The sequence below is a fragment of the Vitreimonas sp. genome, from assembly GCF_036392335.1.
Lineage (GTDB): Bacteria > Pseudomonadota > Alphaproteobacteria > Caulobacterales > Aquidulcibacteraceae > Vitreimonas.
Genome location: NZ_DASVYD010000048.1, coordinates 1 through 19341 on the forward strand (window position 1 = coordinate 1; position 19341 = coordinate 19341).

The 19341-nt window shown below is 63.8% G+C and carries 21 protein-coding genes; 13 read left to right on the forward strand and 8 right to left on the reverse strand.

Annotation, left to right across the window (positions count from 1 at the left end; genetic code table 11):
- Together VF769_RS11230 and bla are read left to right on the forward strand one after the other, a co-directional pair.
- Positions 1 to 208, forward strand: a 208-nt coding sequence (locus VF769_RS11230) for a hypothetical protein (RefSeq protein WP_331008498.1), incomplete at its 5' end; no start/stop codon positions are given.
- A gap of 48 nt (positions 209 to 256) precedes the next feature.
- Complete coding sequence (gene bla, locus VF769_RS11235; RefSeq protein WP_331008499.1) at positions 257 to 1186, forward strand: subclass B3 metallo-beta-lactamase; 930 nt, start codon at positions 257 to 259, stop codon at positions 1184 to 1186.
- 103 nt (positions 1187 to 1289) lie between these two features.
- Here bla and VF769_RS11240 read toward each other — a convergent pair whose 3' ends face one another.
- From VF769_RS11240 to VF769_RS11250, 3 genes are all read right to left on the reverse strand, one after another.
- Complete coding sequence (locus VF769_RS11240; RefSeq protein WP_331008500.1) at positions 1290 to 2675, reverse strand: type IV secretory system conjugative DNA transfer family protein; 1386 nt, start codon at positions 2673 to 2675, stop codon at positions 1290 to 1292.
- A 263-nt stretch (positions 2676 to 2938) separates the two neighbouring features.
- Positions 2939 to 5083, reverse strand: coding sequence for a peptide MFS transporter (locus VF769_RS11245; RefSeq protein ID WP_331008501.1), 2145 nt, complete (start codon positions 5081 to 5083; stop codon positions 2939 to 2941).
- A 79-nt stretch (positions 5084 to 5162) separates the two neighbouring features.
- Positions 5163 to 5696 (reverse strand): GNAT family N-acetyltransferase, encoded by a 534-nt coding sequence (locus VF769_RS11250; protein WP_331008502.1) that lies wholly within the window; start codon positions 5694 to 5696, stop codon positions 5163 to 5165.
- Between the two features lie 82 nt (positions 5697 to 5778).
- On the opposite strand from VF769_RS11250, the gene VF769_RS11255 reads away from it, so the two are divergent.
- The 5 genes from VF769_RS11255 to VF769_RS11275 all read left to right on the forward strand — a co-directional run bounded on the left by VF769_RS11255 (position 5779) and on the right by VF769_RS11275 (position 10916).
- A complete protein-coding gene (locus VF769_RS11255) occupies positions 5779 to 6546 on the forward strand; it encodes a 16S rRNA (uracil(1498)-N(3))-methyltransferase (RefSeq protein WP_331008503.1) in 768 nt (255 codons plus the stop codon).
- Positions 6547 to 6608: 62 nt separating this feature from the next.
- Entirely contained in the window at positions 6609 to 7976 is a 1368-nt protein-coding gene (locus VF769_RS11260; RefSeq protein WP_331008504.1) for a glutamate--cysteine ligase, read from the forward strand.
- 79 nt (positions 7977 to 8055) lie between these two features.
- Positions 8056 to 10095 carry an amidohydrolase family protein gene (locus tag VF769_RS11265; protein WP_331008505.1) on the forward strand — a complete coding sequence of 680 codons (2040 nt, stop codon included), beginning with the start codon at positions 8056 to 8058 and terminating at the stop codon, positions 10093 to 10095.
- Positions 10096 to 10155: 60 nt separating this feature from the next.
- Positions 10156 to 10536, forward strand: a complete 381-nt coding sequence (locus VF769_RS11270; protein ID WP_331008506.1) for a hypothetical protein — start codon at positions 10156 to 10158, stop codon at positions 10534 to 10536.
- A 17-nt stretch (positions 10537 to 10553) separates the two neighbouring features.
- A complete protein-coding gene (locus VF769_RS11275; RefSeq protein ID WP_331008507.1) occupies positions 10554 to 10916 on the forward strand; it encodes a hypothetical protein in 363 nt (120 codons plus the stop codon).
- 17 nt (positions 10917 to 10933) lie between these two features.
- Here the strand turns inward: VF769_RS11275 and VF769_RS11280 are convergent, their stop codons facing one another.
- Positions 10934 to 12748, reverse strand: a complete 1815-nt coding sequence (locus VF769_RS11280) for an ABC transporter ATP-binding protein (protein ID WP_331008508.1) — start codon at positions 12746 to 12748, stop codon at positions 10934 to 10936.
- 333 nt (positions 12749 to 13081) lie between these two features.
- On the opposite strand from VF769_RS11280, the gene ubiA reads away from it, so the two are divergent.
- Positions 13082 to 14035 carry a 4-hydroxybenzoate octaprenyltransferase gene (gene ubiA, locus VF769_RS11285; protein WP_331008509.1) on the forward strand — a complete coding sequence of 318 codons (954 nt, stop codon included), beginning with the start codon at positions 13082 to 13084 and terminating at the stop codon, positions 14033 to 14035.
- Between the two features lies 1 nt (position 14036).
- Positions 14037 to 14660, forward strand: coding sequence for a hypothetical protein (locus tag VF769_RS11290; protein ID WP_331008510.1), 624 nt, complete (start codon positions 14037 to 14039; stop codon positions 14658 to 14660).
- 134 nt (positions 14661 to 14794) lie between these two features.
- On the opposite strand, the gene VF769_RS11295 is transcribed toward VF769_RS11290, so the two are convergent.
- Positions 14795 to 15139, reverse strand: coding sequence for an antibiotic biosynthesis monooxygenase (locus tag VF769_RS11295; RefSeq protein WP_331008511.1), 345 nt, complete (start codon positions 15137 to 15139; stop codon positions 14795 to 14797).
- Positions 15136 to 15441 carry an NIPSNAP family protein gene (locus tag VF769_RS11300; RefSeq protein ID WP_331008512.1) on the reverse strand — a complete coding sequence of 102 codons (306 nt, stop codon included), beginning with the start codon at positions 15439 to 15441 and terminating at the stop codon, positions 15136 to 15138. Before VF769_RS11300 ends, VF769_RS11295 begins: the two co-directional genes overlap by 4 nt.
- Positions 15442 to 15506: 65 nt before the next feature.
- Between VF769_RS11300 and VF769_RS11305 the strand changes: the two genes are divergently transcribed.
- From VF769_RS11305 to VF769_RS11315, 3 genes are all read left to right on the forward strand, one after another.
- Positions 15507 to 16208 (forward strand): winged helix-turn-helix domain-containing protein, encoded by a 702-nt coding sequence (locus tag VF769_RS11305; RefSeq protein WP_331008513.1) that lies wholly within the window; start codon positions 15507 to 15509, stop codon positions 16206 to 16208.
- Between the two features lie 94 nt (positions 16209 to 16302).
- The gene (locus VF769_RS11310) at positions 16303 to 17235 is read left to right on the forward strand and encodes a fatty acid desaturase family protein (protein WP_331008514.1); all 933 of its coding nucleotides are present in this window, start codon (positions 16303 to 16305) and stop codon (positions 17233 to 17235) included.
- 83 nt (positions 17236 to 17318) lie between these two features.
- Entirely contained in the window at positions 17319 to 17963 is a 645-nt protein-coding gene (locus VF769_RS11315; RefSeq protein ID WP_331008515.1) for a methyltransferase, read from the forward strand.
- Positions 17964 to 18033: 70 nt separating this feature from the next.
- Here the strand turns inward: VF769_RS11315 and VF769_RS11320 are convergent, their stop codons facing one another.
- Entirely contained in the window at positions 18034 to 18522 is a 489-nt protein-coding gene (locus VF769_RS11320; protein WP_331008516.1) for a hypothetical protein, read from the reverse strand.
- Between the two features lie 82 nt (positions 18523 to 18604).
- Complete coding sequence (locus tag VF769_RS11325; RefSeq protein WP_331008517.1) at positions 18605 to 18778, reverse strand: hypothetical protein; 174 nt, start codon at positions 18776 to 18778, stop codon at positions 18605 to 18607.
- A 144-nt stretch (positions 18779 to 18922) separates the two neighbouring features.
- On the opposite strand from VF769_RS11325, the gene VF769_RS11330 reads away from it, so the two are divergent.
- Positions 18923 to 19327, forward strand: coding sequence for an MAPEG family protein (locus tag VF769_RS11330; protein WP_331008518.1), 405 nt, complete (start codon positions 18923 to 18925; stop codon positions 19325 to 19327).
- The last annotated feature ends 14 nt before the right edge of the window (positions 19328 to 19341 follow it).

Sequence of the window (19341 nt, forward strand, 5' to 3'; positions counted from 1 at the left end):
GTTCATCGAAACCACTGCGCTTCCAAACAACATGAAACTCCGCCTCTGGGCCGTGAACATAACCAGCGGCACAATCAACCGCGAACGGCGGTTCTTCGGCGATGTCAGCAATCCAAACCGCAACGGTCCATTACGTCTACAGGAGCCGCGCGAACGTCAATTCGCCGAAGGTCCCTGGTTCACACTGGAGCTGAGCGGCACGTTCTGAGAGAGGCGCGATGTTGCGCGCAGCAGTCGCCCTCGCTACACCGCGCGCATGCTCTTTCGCACGCTTGCTCTCGCACTCACGTTCGTTGCCGCCTGCGCGGCGCCAACCGCGCCTCTCCCTCGGAACGCAGCGCCGCCTCTGGCGACGGAAGCGCAGATTCTCGCCGCGGAGCAGCAGCCGCTTTCAAGCGATTGGCGTGAATGGAACAATCCGACCGCGCCATTCAACATCATCGGCAACATCCATTATGTCGGCGCCGAGGGCATCAGCGCATTTCTGATCACCACGCCGGACGGCCATATCCTGCTTGACGGCGCCTTCGCGCAAACCGCGCCGCAGATCATCGCCAATGTCGAGCGGCTTGGCTTTCACATGCGCGACGTCCGCTATCTGCTAAATAGCCACGCGCACGTCGATCACGCGGCTGGCCTGGCGCGGCTCCAGCTGGCGAGCGGCGCGCAGATGGTTGCTTCGGAAGCCGATCGTGGCGCGTTGGAGGCTGGGCGCTTTCCTTATGGCCCGTCCGAAGATCTCACCTTCCCACCCATCCGTGTCGATCGCGTGATCGCTGACAATGAAACGCTGACACTGGGCGGCGTCACGCTCACGGCGCTGGTCACGCCCGGCCATACGCCAGGCTGCACCTCATGGCTGATGGATGTCACCGGCGCCGATGGCGCTGCGCATCGCGCGCTCTTTCATTGCAGCGCGACCGTCGCCGGCCAAAGTCTCGCGCCGCCCGCCTATCCGAACATCGTGTCCGACTTCGAATCCACCTTCGCGCGCTTGCGTACGATCCAAGCCGATGTGCTGCTCACCAACCACCCAGGCTTCATGGACCTGGAGCAGCGCCGCGCGCGCCAAGCCGCGGGCGACGCCAATGCGTTCGTCGATCCGCATGCGCTGCCTGCGCTCAATGCGCGGCTGGAAGCGGCCTTCCGAGAGGAATTGGCCCGACAGCGCGCTGCGCACAATTAAAGTTTGAACCGCCGGCCTTTTGCACTGGTGTCGCCGCGCGCGTTTCTGCGGCGGCGCCGGGCATGGCTAGAAGAAACCGGCGGTGAGCCGGCGGTTCAACTCGTTACCGGCCGCGGGGCGGCCGACGTTTCGCAGCGCTGGGCGTATCCGTCTCGAACATCGGGTTCGCGTCGAACTGGCCAGCGAAGGGCGCGTCCATGAGATAATCCGGCAGGCGCGCACTCATCGCCTTTTCGTTCGAAACCGCGATGATCTGACGATCCTTCGTCATGGCGCGCAGCGTATCGGCATTGATATCGCCGATGAGCTCCGCGCTCTCCTTCGCCATCAGATGATTGGCGACCCCGAACAGCTGGAACACGCCCGCATTGTTGAAGATCGTGCGCCAATCCTTCGGATAGAGTCGCTGCAATTGGCTCAAATCCTGGAAGAAGGGCCACACCTGCAAGCCATAGCCGCGCAGCAACGTCATCGACTGGCGCAAGGGGCCGAACTCGCCGAGCTGTGCGCACTCGTCCAACAGGAACAGCGTCGAGCGCTTTGGGCGACGCTTACGCCCCATCACCGTCAGCATCAGCGCGCCGACCCAAAGTCGAAGCAATGCGCCATGGCTTTCGAGCTTGTCCGGCGGAATGACGATATAAATCGTCATCGGATCGCCTCTGCGCACGGCGTCGAGCGAAATCGTCGAACGCGACAGCGACCGCAGCGCTGAATCCGAGTTCACGACTTTCAGATAGGATTGCGCTGTCGAGAGGATGCCCGAGCGCGTCTGCTCCGTGATCGGCAGGAACGAGCTGATGTTCTGCTTCGACAGCCTGTTTAGATTGTCGTGGCTCTCGATCAGCGCGGCGAGATTATAGACCGCGTCGTCGCTCATCAGGATTTCGCGCACCTTGCCGAAATGCCGCTCGCTCTTGGTCGAGGTCTCGGCCACGGCGGCGATCACGCCCGACATCAGCGAGCGGCCCCAATTGTCCCAGAAGGGCTCCTTGTGGAAGCCGACATCGCCGGCCAGCAGCGAGGCCAGCATCTCGGAATCTGCGTCGAGCAGCGCGCCAGGACGGTCGAACAGGTCAAACGGGTTGAGGCTATCGGTCTTCTTGGACACGGCGCCGAACGGATCGAGCAGGCGCACCTCCTGGCCCATCTCCTTCCGGCGGCGATGGGTGACGTGCCAAGTCTCCCCCTTCGGGTCGATGACAATGACCGAGCCTTCGAAACGCAGCAGGTTTGGGATGATGACGCCCCGGCCCTTGCCGGCGCCGGTGGGCGCGATGGTAACCAGATGCCGGTCCTCGCCGTAGACGATTGGCACTTCGCCCTCAATCGCGGCGTCGGGCCGGCGCGGGGCGCCGAAGCCGATCGGGTCGGGATTGCCGTGGTCGGACTTCCAACCGAGTAGCAAGTCCATGACTTCAGGGCGCAATCCCTGCCCCGAAGCCTCCGTGGGCTTCTTCTTGGAGCGGGTCGTGCGCGGCCGGGACATGAACACCTCCATCCGGTCGCTGAGGCGCGCGACCAAGACTCACTTTGTAGAGACCAAACCCGGCTGGACTCGCTCCGCTTTGCGGCGATCGTGTCTTTTTGGTTAACGGCCAGACGGCGGGCCAGCGGCCCCCGTCCACCCCCACACAAGCCGGAAAAAAATCTTGGCGCAACGCCTTGACGGCGCCTCGTCAGCACTTTCGTCCAAAACAAGCTCGCCGGCCCTCTTGGACCGGCGAGTTGTTGTTTTTATTGTGTTTTTGATTAACGGACGTCACCCATCCACTTTTTCAGGACAGGGGACAACAGCAGCAACAGCACGCCCGTCGCGACACCCAAAATGCCCACCGCGGTGAACACCGAAATGTAGCTTTGCAGCTGCGCGGCTGGGTCAACAACCTGGCCGCCGATCGTGTCGGAAGAGGTTTGTTGCGCGATGATCGCCGCGAGAATGTGCGCGAGCGACGACGACAAGAACCACACGCCCATCATCAAGCCGACAACGCGCGCTGCGGAGAGTTTCGTCACCATCGACAGACCCACAGGCGACAGGAAGAGCTCGCCCGTTGTGTGCAGCAGGTAAAGCAGCGCGAGGAAGACGAGCGGGACGCGGAAGTCTGCGCCCGCGAATTGCGTCCCCCACACCAACACGAAGAAGCCCAAGCCAACCTGGATGAGGCCCAACGAGAATTTCACCGGCGTCGACGGCTCCATCTTACGTTTGGCCAGCCAAATCCACATTGCGCTGAATGGCAGCGCCAAGAGCACGATGTAGCCGGCGTTGAAGCTCTGCGTCTGTGCCGCGGTCATCTCATAGAGGCCGCCCCCAAGCCCGGTCGTGTAAGCGATGTAGCCCGCCGCGCCGGCGAGCAAAGCAAAGAACACCAAGCCATAGCCGAGCATGACGGCGTCGATCTGCTTGCGGGCGAAGGAGACCACGGTCACGACGGCCATCACCGCGCCGAACACGGCCACCAGCGCCAGCGCGCCCGTGGTGATCATGTGCGCGAGCGTGCCTGGCTGCGCCACCGTCAGATCGGTGGAGCGCTCAGCGTAGAGGGAGAGCGATGAGCCGGCCTGTTCGAACAGCATCCAGAAGATGACACTGAAGAAGATCAGGATCAGAGCCGCGACCATCTTGGAGCGCTCGGCGCCCTTAAAGCCGATCAGCGCGTAACCCAGCACCAGCGCAAACAACGCCGGCACCACGATCGGAAGCGCATGCTCCATGAGTTCGGCCTGCTGAACCAGCATCCAGGCCGGGATCACGGCCAAAAGGCCCAAAATCCAGAAAACGCCTTCGGTGACGGCGCCGATCGGCTTTGGCGGATCGGCTTTGCCCTTAAGGTGTTTTTGCCCGAACAGATATTGCGCCAAACCAATCGCCATGCCGATGCCGGCAAGGCCGAAGCCGTATTTCCAGCCATAGGTTTGGCCAAGATAGCCGCACGCCAAGGTCGCCAGGAAAGCGCCGAGATTGATGCCCATGTAGAAGATGGTGAAGCCGCCATCGCGGCGCGGGTCGCCCTCAGCATAGAGGGCGCCGACCGTGGTCGAAATGTTGGCCTTCAGGAACCCGACGCCAACGATGATCAGCGCCAGCGAGAGATAGAGGATCTGCACATACAGAGCTTCTTGCTCGACCCGGCTCTCGTAGGATCCATCCGCCAGCGTGCGCACAACGGTGTCGCCATTGAACGCAACCGCCTCCGTGATGCTCGCCTGCTCGAAGACATAGCTCACGCCATTAATCTCGACCGCCGGCGATTCACCGCTGGTGATCACCGGGAATGCACCTTCGCCTGGAATTTGCAGCGTCGTCGCCGGCGCCTCACCGCACGGCAAGCCGACCATGCTGCAGAGCGAATAGACCAAAGTCGGCGGCTCCGACGCGAGCGTATAACCGCCTTCTTCGAGACGACGCGTTTGGCCGTTTGCAGAAAGATTCACATGCTCGGTCACATCGAAGCGCAGCTGGGCGCGGCCTTCGGGGAGATCGATGAAGAGCGTGCGGTCGCCGCCGCGGCCTTCGGCCGTGACAAGATAGCTCTCGGCGCCGACATCCAGGTATTGCCGTGAGCCCGAACCTTCGAACGCCATGCCGAAATGGCCGAGCACGAGCAGCGCGGCGCCAATAGTGACAGCCTTGCGTGCGCCGAGGAAGCGGTCCGCGATCACGCCGCCGATAACGGGGATCAGATAGACCAGTGCGGCGTACGCGCCGTAGAGGCCCTGGGCGTCGTTGTCGGAGAACAAGAAATGCTGCGTGAGATAGATCACCAGCAGCGCGCGCATCCCGTAGAAGGAGAAGCGTTCCCACATCTCAGTGAAGAAAAGCGTCACCAGGCCACGCGGATGGCCCAGGAAGGTTTGCTCGTCGGCGCCAGCGCCGGCGGTTTGGTCTGTCATTTACGATCCCCTGGGCGCGGGCCACGCGGCGCGCCCTCCCTTACTTAGGCGACAGACAAGCCGCGCCGCGCGCCCTGCGTCAAGCGTGCGTCGCTGAACGGAGTTCGGGACTCATCGTCCACCAAAAGGTCTGACCAGGGGTAGAATCTAGCCAGAAGCCCAGGCGGCGTAGGGTTCGAACCGATGCAAGGTTCCCAGAATCGCACCCTGCAATGATGTTTTCGACGCCCGCATCGTCAAAAAGCCAGTCAATCACCGCGCCCGCGGCCTCCACGGCGTATCCCTGGCGCCGTTGCGAACGCGCCACGCCATAGCCGATCTCGAATTCGCGCGCCGCGCGAAGCGACGGCTCAAAACGCACGTCGCCGACGACACAGAAATTGTCACGGTGCACCGCAACAACGCGCGTCGGCGCCGGCGCCGGCCCCCAGGCGTGTGAGATCGACCGCGCCACCAGCCCGAGACTCGCCGCACACCAATCCGACGGCGCATCCGCGCCCAGCACGTCGGCAAACGCCGCCTGCCCCGCGCGCGCCGCCGCGGCAAGCGCGGGCGTGACGGGTTCCAGCCGCAGGCGCGGCGTCAGCAGTGCATAGTTGAGCGCCTGAACCATGCCCGCAACATGACGCGCACGCGCTGCTCACGCAACGATCCGGCGCCGTTGCCAATCGGCCAGCGGCGAGGCAGCAAGGCGCATGGCCAATCCACGGCTCTTGATCGATCAAACACTGCACGCCGGCGCCGAGATCGCGCTGGACGAAGCGCAGGCGCGCCACGTCGGCACGGTGTTACGCCTCGATGCGGGCGACAGCTTGCGTGTGTTCAATGCGCGCGACGGCGAATGGCGTGCGCGCGTCAGCGCCAAAACCAAGCGCGGCATGAGCGTGCGGGTTGAAGCGTTGCTGCGCGAACCACGCGAAGCCCCCGATCTCGACCTTCTCTTCGCGCCGGTGAAGCGCCACGCCACTGATCTCATCGTCGAGAAAGCCACCGAGCTTGGCGTGCGCCGTATTCGTCCTGTCATCACGCAACGCACGATCGCCGAGACCGTGCGCGTCGATCGCCTGCAAAGCATCGCCCGCGAGGCGGCCGAGCAAACCGAGCGCTTCGATGCGCCCGAGATTTGCGAACCGCTCTCACTGGCGCGCGCGCTCGATGGCTGGGACGCGTCGCGGCCGCTGATTTATGCAGACGAAGCCGGCGACGACGCGAGCGCGCCGTGGGGCGGCGAGAGCGGACGCGCCGAACCGATCCTTGCCGCACTGCAGAAGGTTAAAGCCGAACGCCTCGCCCTGCTCATCGGCCCCGAGGGCGGGTTCACAGCCGAGGAGCGGCGCATGCTGCGTTCTTTGACTCATGTCATTGCCGTGTCGCTCGGCCCCCGGATATTGCGCGCCGAAACCGCCGCCATCGCTGCATTAAGCGTTGTGCAATCGTCTTGGGGTGATTGGGGTCAGGGGTAGGCGCTTGCGGAACGGCCACAAAGCCTCCACATGCCCGCCACAGAGCCTGCCGGAGGAAGCGCTTGGCCGACACCAAAGAACAAGCCCCGCCGCTGACGGGCTTCCGCGATCTGGTCGCGCATTTCGAGAAGGGTCCGAAGCCGGATCGTTCGACCTGGCGCATCGGCACCGAGCACGAGAAGTTCGCCTTCTACAAGGACACGCTTGAGCCCGTCCCTTACGAGGGCGAGCGCGGCATTGGCGCGTTGCTGAACGGCTTGGCTGACAGCTATGGCTGGCAGCGCATCAAGGAAGGCGAGAACACGATCGCGCTGAAGCAAGGCATGGCGTCGATTACGCTGGAGCCTGGCGGCCAGTTTGAACTCTCCGGCGCGCCGCTGGAGCATTTGCATCAGACGTGTTCGGAAACCGGCTCGCACCTTGCGCAATTGCGCGACGTCGCCGGCAAGTTGGGCATTGCGTTCCTCGGGCTCGGCTTCTCGCCGATGTGGTCCCTCGACGAAACGCCCATCATGCCGAAGGGGCGTTACAAGATCATGCGTGACTACATGCAGAAGGTCGGTCGCCTCGGACGCCAGATGATGTTCCGCTCCTGCACCGTGCAGACCAATTTGGATTTCGCGTCCGAAGCTGACATGGTGAAGAAGTTTCGTGTCGGCCTCGCCCTGCAGCCGATCGCCACCGCGCTCTTCGCCGCCTCGCCCTTCGCCGAAGGCCGCCTGAACGGCTTCCTCTCCTATCGCGGCCATATCTGGAGCGACACTGATCCGGATCGCACCGGCATGCTGCCCTTCGTGTTCGAGGACGGCATGGGCTTTGAGCGCTACGCGCAATACGCGCTCGATGTGCCGATGTATTTTGTCTATCGCGACGGCAAATATATCGATTGCGCGGGCCAGAGCTTCCGCGCCTTCATGGACGGCAAGATGCCGGTGCTCCCCGGCGAGCGCCCGACGGCGCAGGATTGGGAAGATCACCTGACGACGATTTTCCCCGAAGTGCGCTTGAAGACGTATCTCGAAATGCGCGGCGCGGATTCCGGCCCGTGGTCGCGCCTGTGCGCGCTGCCCGCGTTCTGGGCTGGCATCATGTATGATGACGCGGCGCTCGAAGCGGCGTGGTCGCTGGTGAAGAGCTGGACCGCGGAGGATCGCGAAAGCCTGCGCCGCGCCGTGCCGTTCCTGGGCTTGCGCGCGCCGATCCGCGGCAACAGCGCCCGCGACATCGCCCAAGCCACGTTGGCGATAGCACGCCAAGGCCTGAAATCACGCGGCATCACCGATTCCAGCGGCCAGGACGAAACCCACTTCCTCACGGAACTGGATGACATCGCCTCCTCCGGCGTGACGCCCGCAGAGCGCTTGATCGAACGCTACAAAACCGAATGGGGCGGCGACGTCCGCCGCGTATTCGAGGCGTGTGCGTATTAGCGCACTGGTCGCAAACTGGAGCGCCCACCCTTTACCTGGCCCGTCGCACGCCGCTAACTTGGTCGGCGTCGGAGGGGTCATGCGCGCGTACTTGAAACATTTGTTGGTGGCGGCGTTCATTGCGTTTGGCGCGTTTGCACCGGCCGTTGCGCAAACTCCGCCGACCAATCTCGCGTCGCCGCCGGCGGACGCGCGAATCTATTCCACCTTCTCCAGCGCCGGCGAACATGGCCGCACGCATGTGTGGCGCAGCGCTGATGGCGTGCGTTGGTCGCGCTATAGTTTGCTCCTGCGCGGCTTCTTCACTGAGATTGACCAGCAGCTGCGCACCGACGATGCCGGCGCCGTCACCTCCCTCGTTGTGCGCGGCGCGACGACGTCTGGTCCGATGGACGAGACCTTCAGCATCGGGAACGGGCGGGCGCGTTGGACCTCGCCGGTTGATCAAGGCGAAGCCGCAACGGGCGGCCTCTATTGGTCCTATGGCGGCACGATCGACAGCACGATCGCCTTCTTCCAGGCCCTGATGCGCGACAGCGATGGCCAAGCCAATCTCTTGCCCTCGGGCGCCGCCCGCATCGAGCGACTGACCGAACTCGACGTTTCCGCTAATGGCGAAACCAAACACGTCGTCGCGTACGCCGTGAGCGGCGTGTACTGGTTTCCGCTCGTGCTTTGGTTCGACACCGACGGTGAATTCTTCGCCTCGGTCGGCGGCATGAGCACCACTTTGCTTGGCTGGCAGTCGGTCGAACCGCAACTCGCACAAGCGCAAACCGCCGCCCTCGCCGCGCGCGCGCCAGCGCTCGTCGCCCAACTCGGCCAACGCTCAAGCGTGCCCGTCGCCTTCCGCGATGTCCGCCTCTACGACGCCGACGCCGGCATTTTCCGCGACAACATGACGGTGGTCGCCACGGACGGGCGCATCACGGCCGTCGGCCCGGCGGCCACCACGCCGATCCCAGGCCTCGCCAATGTGATCGACGGCGCCGGCCGCACGCTCGTTCCGGGTCTCTGGGACGTGCACATGCACTTTGGCGACGACACCACAGGCCCATTGCTGCTCTCCATCGGCGTCACCAATGTGCGCGATCCCGGCAATCGGGGCGAAGATTTGCTGCCGCGCATCCGGCGCATCAATGCCGGCGAAATGCTTGGACCGGCCATCTATCCGTCGCTGATGATCGACGGCCCCGGCGAGCGCGCGGCGCAATTCGCGCTGGTCGCGCGCAATCGCAGCGAAGGGGTCGCACTCGTGCGCCAAGCCGCCGAACAGGGCTATATCGGCGTCAAACTCTACGGCTCGCTCGACCCGGCGCTCGTCCGCCCCATCGCCCAGGAAGCGCGGCGGCACGGGCTGCGCGTTCAGGGCCACATCCCCACCGGCATGCGCCCGCTCGCGGCGGTGCGCGCCGGTTACACCGAGATCACGCACATCAATTGGGTGATGATGCAGGGCGTGCCCGACGAGATCATCGCCGATTCAAACGGCCTCAACCGCTTTTACGGCCCCGCGCGCTACGCCGCTGATTACAATTTCGAGTCAGGCCCGATGGCGTCGTTCTTTGACGAACTCGCGCGTCGTCGCATCATTATCGACCCGACCATCGCCACCTTCGAGGGACTTTACGTACCCGAGCAAGGCGAGATTACCCCCGCTTACGCCGCCTGGGCCAACGCGCTCCCCGCCGCGATTGGGCGCGAACTCCGCGGTGGCGGCATCGCGGCCACCGACGAGGTGAGCCGCGCGCGCATGCGCGAGAGCTTCAACAACATGCTGGCCGGCATCGCCGCCCTGCATCGCCGCGGCGTGCCCATCATAGCCGGCACGGACGGCTTCGGTCTCGAAATCATCCGCGAGCTCGAACTCTACGTGCAGGCAGGTCTCACGCCTGCGGAAGCGCTCAACACCGCCACCATCAACGCCGCCCGCAGCGCCGGCGTTGCTGATCGCACCGGCTCCATCGCAATCGGCAAGGACGCGGACCTCGCACTCGTGGTCGGCGACCCGAGCCAAAACATCGGCGACCTGCGCCACGTTGAATACGTGATGCGCGATGGCCGGCTCATGCAAGCGGCAGCGCTCCGCGCAGCCCTCGGCATCGGCGCACCGAATTGACGCGAGCGCCGTATTGACGGAACTCGCGCCAGCCGGCTTCCTCTATTTGGGGGACATTGCATGTTGGTCTGGACAAGGTGGGGCTTGGCCATCCCGTTCATCGGCTATATGGGCGCACTCTTCGGCAATTACTCAGCGCTCGCGGTCGGCCAACAAATTGACTCGGCCGCGCCTTGGCTGATGGCGGCTGGCTGGGTTCTGGGCGGCGTAACTTCAGCGCTTCTGCTGCTGATGTTTGACGAATGGCGAGAGACGCGAGGCGGCGCACCGAGCACGCGCGTACTCATCGACGAAGCCACGGGCGAAAGGTTTGACGCGCCGAGTGCGGGCGACACCTTCTTCTGGCTCCATACCCGCCGCTGGATGTGGTTGTCTTTGATGATTGGCCTAGTCGGCGCGGCCGTCACGATCTATCAGCAGATACCGCTTCAAGAGATGTAGCAGCTCGGGGGACTCGCATGCTCATTTGGACAGGTTGGGGCATTGGCGTTGTTATCATCGCCTTCATTGGGTTGATGATCGCATTCGCGGCGGGTGACGCGCTCATGACGCAGTTCGCCATGCCCTACGGCCCCGCCAATTCGGCGGGCATCATCATCGGCGGCGTGCTCGCCGCGATTGGCATGGTCTTGCTCACGCGCTGGCGCGAGCAAGGCGAGAGCCGCACTTTCATCGACGAACGCACTGGCGAGCGCATTGAAGTTCGCCCCAATGCGGGCAGCCTGTTCTTCATCCCGACCCGTTATTGGAGCTGGATCATGCTCGCGCTGACTGCGCTCATGGCGTTTTTCCAATTCGACGCGGTGGGCCCCACCTACTGAGCCGAACGAGGCGGCAGCTACGCCGCCTCGTCCGCCAACACATCGCCTCGGCTCATCGCGTTGAGCTTGGCGTAGAGCCCGTGCCCAGCGATCAGTTCGGCGTGCTTGCCTTGCTCGACGATGCGGCCTTCGTTGAACACCAGGATGCGGTCGGCTTCGCGGATCGTGCTCAAGCGGTGCGCGATCACGATCGTGGTGCGCCCTTGCTTCAGCTCCGCCATCGCCGCCTGCACCTCGCGCTCCGTCGCCACGTCGAGAGATGACGTCGCTTCGTCGAGGATCAGGATCGGCGCGTTCGCCAGGAAAGCCCGCGCCAACGCCACACGCTGACGCTCGCCGCCTGAAAGCTTCACGCCGCGCTCGCCCACTTCCGTGTCGTAGGCTTGCGGCAGCTTCTCGATGAAATCATGCGCCCGCGCCCGTTTGGCCGCGTCGATGATCTCTTCCAGCGATGCATCCGGCCGCGCATAGGCGATATTCTCGCGCAAGGAGCGGTGAAACAGCGCCGGATCTTGCGGCACCAACGCGATGCTCTGGCGCAAGCTGGCCTGCGTTACCTCGCGCACGTCCTGTCCATCGATGCGAATGGCGCCCGCATCAACGTCGTAGAGACGCTGCACCAGCTTCACGAAAGTCGATTTCCCCGAACCCGTCGGCCCGACCAACGCCACCGTCTCGCCCGCCGCGATCTCCAGCGAGAAGTCGCTGTAGAGCGCCGCCGCCGACTTCTTGTAGCCGAACGAGACTTGCTCGAACACGATGTGGCCGTCCCTCGGCGCGAACGCTTGCGCACCCGCACGGTCAACCACTTCCGCCTGCTCTAGGGCATAAGCGACAACATCTTCGATGTCGGCGATGCCCTTCTGCAAATTCTGCACGTTCTCGCCCAGTGTCCGCAAATAGCCGGACACCAACAAGAACGAGGTAATCGCAAACACCGCATCCCCCGCCGTCGCGCGGCCATTGCTCCATTCGATCAGCACGAGGCCAAGCAAGCCCACCTGCAAGATCCAAAGCAGGATGTTCTGCAACACCCAGGCATTGGTGAAGCGCGACCAGGTTTCGTTCGCCTCCTTGGTCCAAGCCCGCACCACGCCATCGAAACGCGCTTGCTCGCGCGCTTCGGCGCCAAACGCCTTTACCGTCGCGTTTGAAGAAACCGCGTCCGCCAGCGCCGCGCCAATCGCGGTGTCCGCCTTGATGTAACGCTTCAACGGCTCGGCCACGTAGAAACGACTCGAGAGATAGGCGACAGCCAAGAACAGCAGGATCGTGCCGCCCGTGAACGCGCCGATCACCGGCCATTGCAGGAACGTGAGCACGGTCACGCCGATCAGCACGGCGATCGCCGGGATCATGAACCAAACCAGCGTGTCGGAGATCACGTCATACGCGTTCATTGCCCGCGACACGCGCCGCACCGTGGCGCCGGCGAAATTGTCGGCGTGCCAATCGGCGGAGAAACGCTGCACATCGCGGAAGCCGTCCGTGACGATGCGCTCCATGTTCTTGGAGGCGAAGGGAATGTGGAAGCGCACGCCCGTATTGCGGGCCATGTAGAAGGCAAGCGCCAACAGCGCGAGCACGCCATAGCCCCACGCCGCCGCCTGCTGCCCCTCCGCCGTCGGCCCCGCCGTCAGCGCATCGACCAGATGCTTCGAGGCAAACGGCATCGACAGGTCGGCCGCGATCGCGAGGCCGAACAACAGCCCGACCATCGCCAGCTTGCCCGGCTGGCTCGACCAATGTTTCCACATGAAGGCGGCCACTTGCGCGAACGTGGCTTTGCGCTGGCCGCTCTCGTTGTCGTCAAAATCGTATGAATCGCTCATGGGAATACCGAACAGAGATCGCGGCCGCGCGAAAGCGGCGCAGCGATACTCAAAGATGTGATCAAAGCGCTGGAAGCAAAACGCCCGAAGGCGCAAACACCCGCACGACTTTGCGCTACGGTTTCCCCAGACTCCCATTTGGGAGCACCCGCAATCGGGTTCCGGGATTTCGAGCCGGAGCAGCCAAAGCTGCCGCGAAGCTCATCGGCGACCGTGCGCGGCGCCGCGATTTAACGAAGGCGGGTGTTCATAAAGCGCTCCTCAAAGCGAAGGACGCTGACATAGCGATTACGCCGCCTTGCGTAAAGCAAAACAGCCTTGCATGACGCCAATGTGAGCAATTTGAAACCCGCCGATGCGCTGAAGCAACATTGGACCGATGCGTTGCCCTCGGCCTGGAAGCCGTACGCGCAGCTCTCGCGGCTTGATCGCCCCATCGGCTGGCAATTGCTCTTGCTGCCCTGCCTGATGGGGCTTGCCGTCACGCGCACGGGTTACGGCTTCTACACCGACGATCTCCGCTTTGCTTTCGCGTTCCTGCTCGGCGCCATCGCCATGCGCGGCGCGGGCTGCACCTATAACGACATCCTGGATCGCGACATCGACGCCCAAGTCGAGCGCACGCGCCTGCGCCCGCTGCCTTCAGGCGCCGTGTCGCTCAAAGCCGCATGGGCGTGGCTCTTGGCGCAATGTCTCGTCGGCCTTGGCGTGCTGCTCTCGCTGCCGCCGCTGGCGCAGATCGTATCGCTGATCGCCATTCCGCTGGTTGCACTCTATCCGTTGATGAAGCGCATCACGTGGTGGCCGCAGGCATGGCTGGGCATCGTGTTTTCGTGGGGCGCGCTCGTCGGCGGCGCAGCCGTCAGCAACGAAAGCGGCGTACCGGCGGAAGCGCTGGTACTCTATGCCGGCTGCATCTGCTGGACCATCGGCTACGACACCATCTACGCACTGCAGGACCGCGAGGACGACGCCCTCGTCGGCGTGCGCTCCACGGCGCGGCTCTTCGCCGACAAATGGCGCACGTGGACGAGTGTGTTCTACGTCGCCGCCATCGCGCTTTGGGCGTCCGCCGCCGCGATCGCCGGCGCGGGCCTGATCGTTGCGGTCTCGCTCAGCGCCATCGGCGCCTTCCTGATCTGGCCGATGCTGCAGAGCGTGCGCGCCGAGAGTCCGGAAACGGCGCTCGCCGCCTTCAAGCGCAACGCCCTTATCGGCGCGGCCATCTTGCTCGCCTTCTCGCTCGAGCCCATCTGGCGTACATTACGGCCAATTCTGGGGATGTGAGATGAACGACGCGGAGAGGCACTTAAGCCAAGTGTGCAAGCGCTTCGCCAAGGTCATCCCCACGCACGAAGCGTTCCCGACCAAGTTCGAGAAAAGCAAAGACCCCTATCGCGCCTTGGTGCGCTCGGTCGTCTTCCAGCAACTCTCCGGCAAAGCCGCCAACACCATTCACACCCGTGTCCTCGCGCTCTTCCCCGACAAGGAGCACCCCGACCCGGAAGATCTGCTCAACGCGCCCGACGAATTGCTGCGCAGCGCCGGCCTCTCGCGCCAAAAAACCGCCGCTTTGAAAGACATCGCGCAAAAGCGGCTCGACGGCATCATCCCCCCTTCACGCGCGCTCGCCCGGCTCGACAACGAAGAGATCATCGAGCGCCTCACCGCCGCGCGCGGCGTCGGCCGTTGGACGGTGGAGATGTATCTCATCTTCACGCTCGGCCGGCCTGATGTTTTGCCGATCGACGATCTGGGCGTCCGCAAAGGCGCGGAGAAACTCTACAAGCGCGAATTCACGCCAAAGGCGTTAGGCGCCTACGGCGAACGCTGGGCGCCCTGGCGCAGCGCCGCCGCCTGGCATTTGTGGCGCGTCGCCGATACGCAAACGCCGGAGCAGAGCAAGCTTTAGCCTTCCTCGCCCTTGATGGGCGACGTGGCCGCGAACGTAAGTTCGCGGACGGAGTGGGTGGCTGCGCGACCTCTGCCGACGACGGCGCTATCACCCACTCAGTCGTCACGCTCCGCGTGCCGACAGCTCGCCCATCAAGGGCGAGCAAAAGCCGCGCGAGAATCCTTTGGCGTCTGATCTCGCTCGTGCATCCCATAATCGCGCACCACCTCCGCCACGCGCACACGATAATCGCGAAACACACCCCCGCGTCCCGCTGCTTGCGCGCCGCGATGAGCTTCCATCTGGCGCCATCGCGCGACTGCGGCCTCGTCGCGCCAGAAGGAGAGTGAGAGGATGCGGCCTTCGTCGGCCAAGCTTTGAAAGCGCTCGATTGAGATGAAGCCGTCGATCTCATCCAGCAACGGCCGCAACTCGCCAGCAATACGGAAATACGCGTCGCGATCGGCCGGCTCGACTTCGAAGATCACGGCGATCATTTGGAGCACAACTTCACGAAGGTGCGATCCTCGCGGAGAATGAAGCGCTCGCGCTGGGCGAATTCATAATTCTCGCGCCCCAGCGGATCAGCCGCAAGCCGCGCCCGATACTCCTCATACGCGGCCAAGCTTGCAATGTTGTACAATCCATACGCCAACGTCGCCGAACCTTCGTGCGGGGCGTAATAGCCGATCAGGTCGGCCCCGCAGCGCGGGATCGCCTCGCCCCAGCCCCTCGCGTAACGCTCAAATTCCGCGCGCTTAAACGGATCGATTTCGTAACGAATACAGCATGTCAGCATCGCAAACCTCCAGACCCTAGTTCTAGCGGATTGCGGGCGCGTCATGGTTCGACTACGATCGAACCATGAAAGACGGCCCAAACATCGCGGCGATCGCCGCCATGGTCGGCGATCCGGCGCGGGCGAATATGTTGACCGCGCTGCTCAATGGCGCTGCGCTCACGGCGACCGAACTCGCGCTCGAAGCCAACGTCACCAAGCAAACTGCAAGCTCGCACCTGGGAAAGCTGGTCGACGCCGGCTTGGTCGATGTCGAAGCGCAGGGCCGGCATCGCTATTATCGCCTCGCCAACGCGGACGTCGCGGGGCTGCTTGAAACGCTCATGGGCGTTGCGGCACGCGCGAAAGCGCTACGCGCGCGTCCCGGCCCGAAGGAACCTGCGTTGCGCCATGCGCGCATCTGCTACGACCATCTGGCTGGCGAACTGGGTGTGGCGCTGTTCGACGCCTTCATCAAAAACAAATGGATGCTGCCTGGCCCCGAGAACACTTACACACTGACCAAGCTCGGCCGCATCAAAGTGCAGACCTTCGGCGTCGACATCGCCGAGATCGAGCGCGGCGCGCGCCCGCTCTGCCGCGCCTGCCTGGATTGGAGCGTCCGCCGACACCACATCGCCGGCGCACTGGGCGCGGCCATCCTCGATCAAATTTTCTACCGCGATTGGGCCACCCAGAAGCGCGGCAGCCGCGTGCTTGAGTTCACGAAGGTGGGCGAGGCCGGCTTGAAGCGCGTCTTCGCTTTTGGGGAACCGCCGCCTACGTGAACGCCACGTAAAGTGCCGCATCTCGCACTGCACAATGCATCTCGCACTTATGTTGTGAGATGAAATCAGAAATGTTTTGCGCTAAACGAGGGCCATGCCAGCCGTCGCGCGCATCGACCCGAAAGACGTGTTCACGCCCGAGGAATGGGCGCGCGTCTCCGCGAAATCATCCTGGCGCGGCTTGGCGCTGGTCGCCTGCGCGTGGGGCCTCATCGTCGCCGCCGGCGCCATGTTCGTCGTCTGGCCCAATCCGTTCACCTACATCTTGGCCGTCATGCTGATCGGCGCGCGCCAGCTCGGTCTCGCCATTCTCATGCACGACGCCGCGCACGGCGCGCTGCATCCGAACGCGAAGATCAATGATTGGGTCGGTGAATGGCTCTGCGCCGCGCCCGTCGGCGCGCGGCTCGATTCCTATCGCGCCTATCACATCAAGCATCACCGCTTCACCGAGACCGAAGACGATCCTGATCTTTCGCTCTCCGCGCCGTTCCCCATTTCGCGCCAATCGCTGTTGCGCAAGGTCGTGCGCGACCTCACGGGTCAAACCTTCTTCAAGCAGCGCGTCGCGCAAATCTTCGGCGGCCGCAAACCGGGTGAAGTGGTCAACGCCAGCGTCGGGCGCTTCCTCGCGATTAACGCAGTGATGTTCGGGACGCTTGCGCTCGCCGGCTATTGGTGGGCTTATCCCGCGCTCTGGATCGTGCCGATGGCGACGTGGCTGCCCCTGGTCACACGCCTGCGCAATATCGGCGAACACGCCTGCGTCGGCGCGCAAGCCGATCCGTTCACGCATGCGCGCACCACGCTCGCCAATCCGATCGAGCGCCTGCTGATCGCGCCGTTCTGGGTGCATTATCACGCCGAGCACCACGTCTTCATGCACGTGCCCTGCTATCGCCTGCCGGCGCTGCACGATGTGCTGATGAACAAAGGCTATTGGTCCCGCATGAAAATCGCGCCGGGTTATGTCAGCGTGCTGCGCGAAGCGACGACGCCACGGTCGGCGGCTCTCGCCGCCGCTTAGGCAGTGGGCAATGGGGAGTAGGCAGTAGGCCGGCTCGCGTATAAACCCCACTGCCCAATGCCTACTGCCCATTGCCTCACCTCATGATCTCCGACATCCCCACCTTCATCCGCGAAAACACGCGCGTGCTTGCGCCGAGCCATGTGCCGGAGCTTCAGCTTTATCTCGCCGATGACGCGGTCAGCCTGTGGCAACTCACAGAAGAACAACTCGGCGAACTCGGCCTGCCGCCGCCGTTCTGGGCGTTCGCTTGGGCAGGCGGGCAAGCGCTCGCGCGCTACGTGCTCGATCATCCCGAAATTGTGCGCGGGCAAAGCGTGCTCGACGTCGCCTCCGGCTCCGGCCTTGTCGCCATTGCGGCGATGAAGGCGGGCGCCGCCTCGGCGCTGGCGATCGACATCGACGCGTTCGCCTCGCACGCCGCAATCCTCAACGCCGAACTCAATAGCGTGAGCGTGCAAACCAGCGATGCCGATCCCGTCGGCCAGCCGACGGATGCGCAAGTCATCCTCGTCGGCGATCTTTTCTACGATCGCGATCTGGCGCCGCGCGTGCTCGATTGGCTGATCGCACAGCAAAACGCCGGCAAGCGCGTGCTGATCGGCGATCCCGGCCGCACCTATCTGCCGCGCGACAAGCTGGAGCTGATTGCGGCTTACGATATTCCCGTCACGCGCGCGCTTGAGGATGCCGAGGTCAAGCGCGCGGCGGTGTGGCGGTTGCGCTGATCAATATGGACCGCCGGCGCCCTCGCCGGCCAACTCCGGTGCATGCCGGCGAGGGCGCCGGCGGTCCATATTACTCGATCGCACACACATACATCTTCGCCTGCTCATCCGGCTCGCGCGTGCGGGCGTCTTCGCAGACGGCGTTCCAGAAGCGCATTACCTCATCACCGAGCGCGCTGCTGCGCGCCTGCAATTCTTCGAGCGTGGGCTCCGCCGTCGCCGGTTCGGAAATCCAAACCGGCTCAAACGCCGGCCCGCACGCCACATCGGTGAACAGCCCGCGCGCGCACAGCCGCGAGCGCTCGATATTATATTCCCACGCGGTCTCGCGCAGCGCACGCGCCAATTCGCGCGGATCGGTGACCTCCGGCTGCACCGATCCGGGGCGATCGCCGGTTAGCGCATGCACGTGGCTCAGCATCACGCCATAGCGGCCAATCTCGATGTTCAATGTAAAAGGATCGGGCGCCTCGGTCGCCGCCGGCGTCTCCGGCGCGGGCCCCTGCCCTTGCCCGCACGCCGCCAAAGCCAGAGCCAAAACCATCGCGCGGAACTTCATGATCGCCTCCACCGGAATCCCATGGAGCGACTTTAGCCAGAGCGGCGCGTGCGGTCGTTTGCTTTTTCGTTAGTCGGCTTCGCTAGCCGCCGGTGATGTGCGCCATCGCGTTATACGCAGCGCAATATTCGCCGTGTTCCTCATCAAGAGGACGACGCGCAAAGGCTATCGCGACAACCGCCAAGCCCAAGCTGGCAATTGCCGCGACCATCGCCCACGCGACGCTGATAATTTCGGCGTCGTCTAAACCACCCATCCCGTTGCCTTCGAGGCATTCTGTATGTCGTGACTATGACCGGTTGCGGTGAACACGCGGTTTCTGAAAGCAAAACAAAAGGTTGAAATGCCGGTTTTGCTTGAACCCGACAAAGGCTAGAGCAAATCCAGAGGGAGGACGCCGATGCTGCGCCTGGAGATCGCCGCGCTTTACGCGGGTGTGAATATTCTGATCCTGCTGGTCTTGGCAGTGCTAGTGGTGGCGGGCCGCCGCAGGCACCAAATCCGGTTGGGCGACGGCGGCAACCCCGATTTCACCCGCGCCGTCCGCGCCCACGCCAACGCCGCCGAATACATCCCCGCAGGCCTCGTCGGCATCGTTCTGATCGCCCTGATGGAGCCCGCGACCCCGCTCTGGCTGCTGCACGCCGCTGGAATTTCTTTGACCATCGGCAGAATTTTGCACGGCATCGGCCTTCACACCGGGGTGCTCAATTTCGGCCGCATGTTCGGCATGATCCTGACCTGGGTGAGTTATCTGCTGATCGGCGGCGGTCTGATCGCCGCGGGGCTCGCCCAGCAGCTCTAAAGAACCCCTTACCG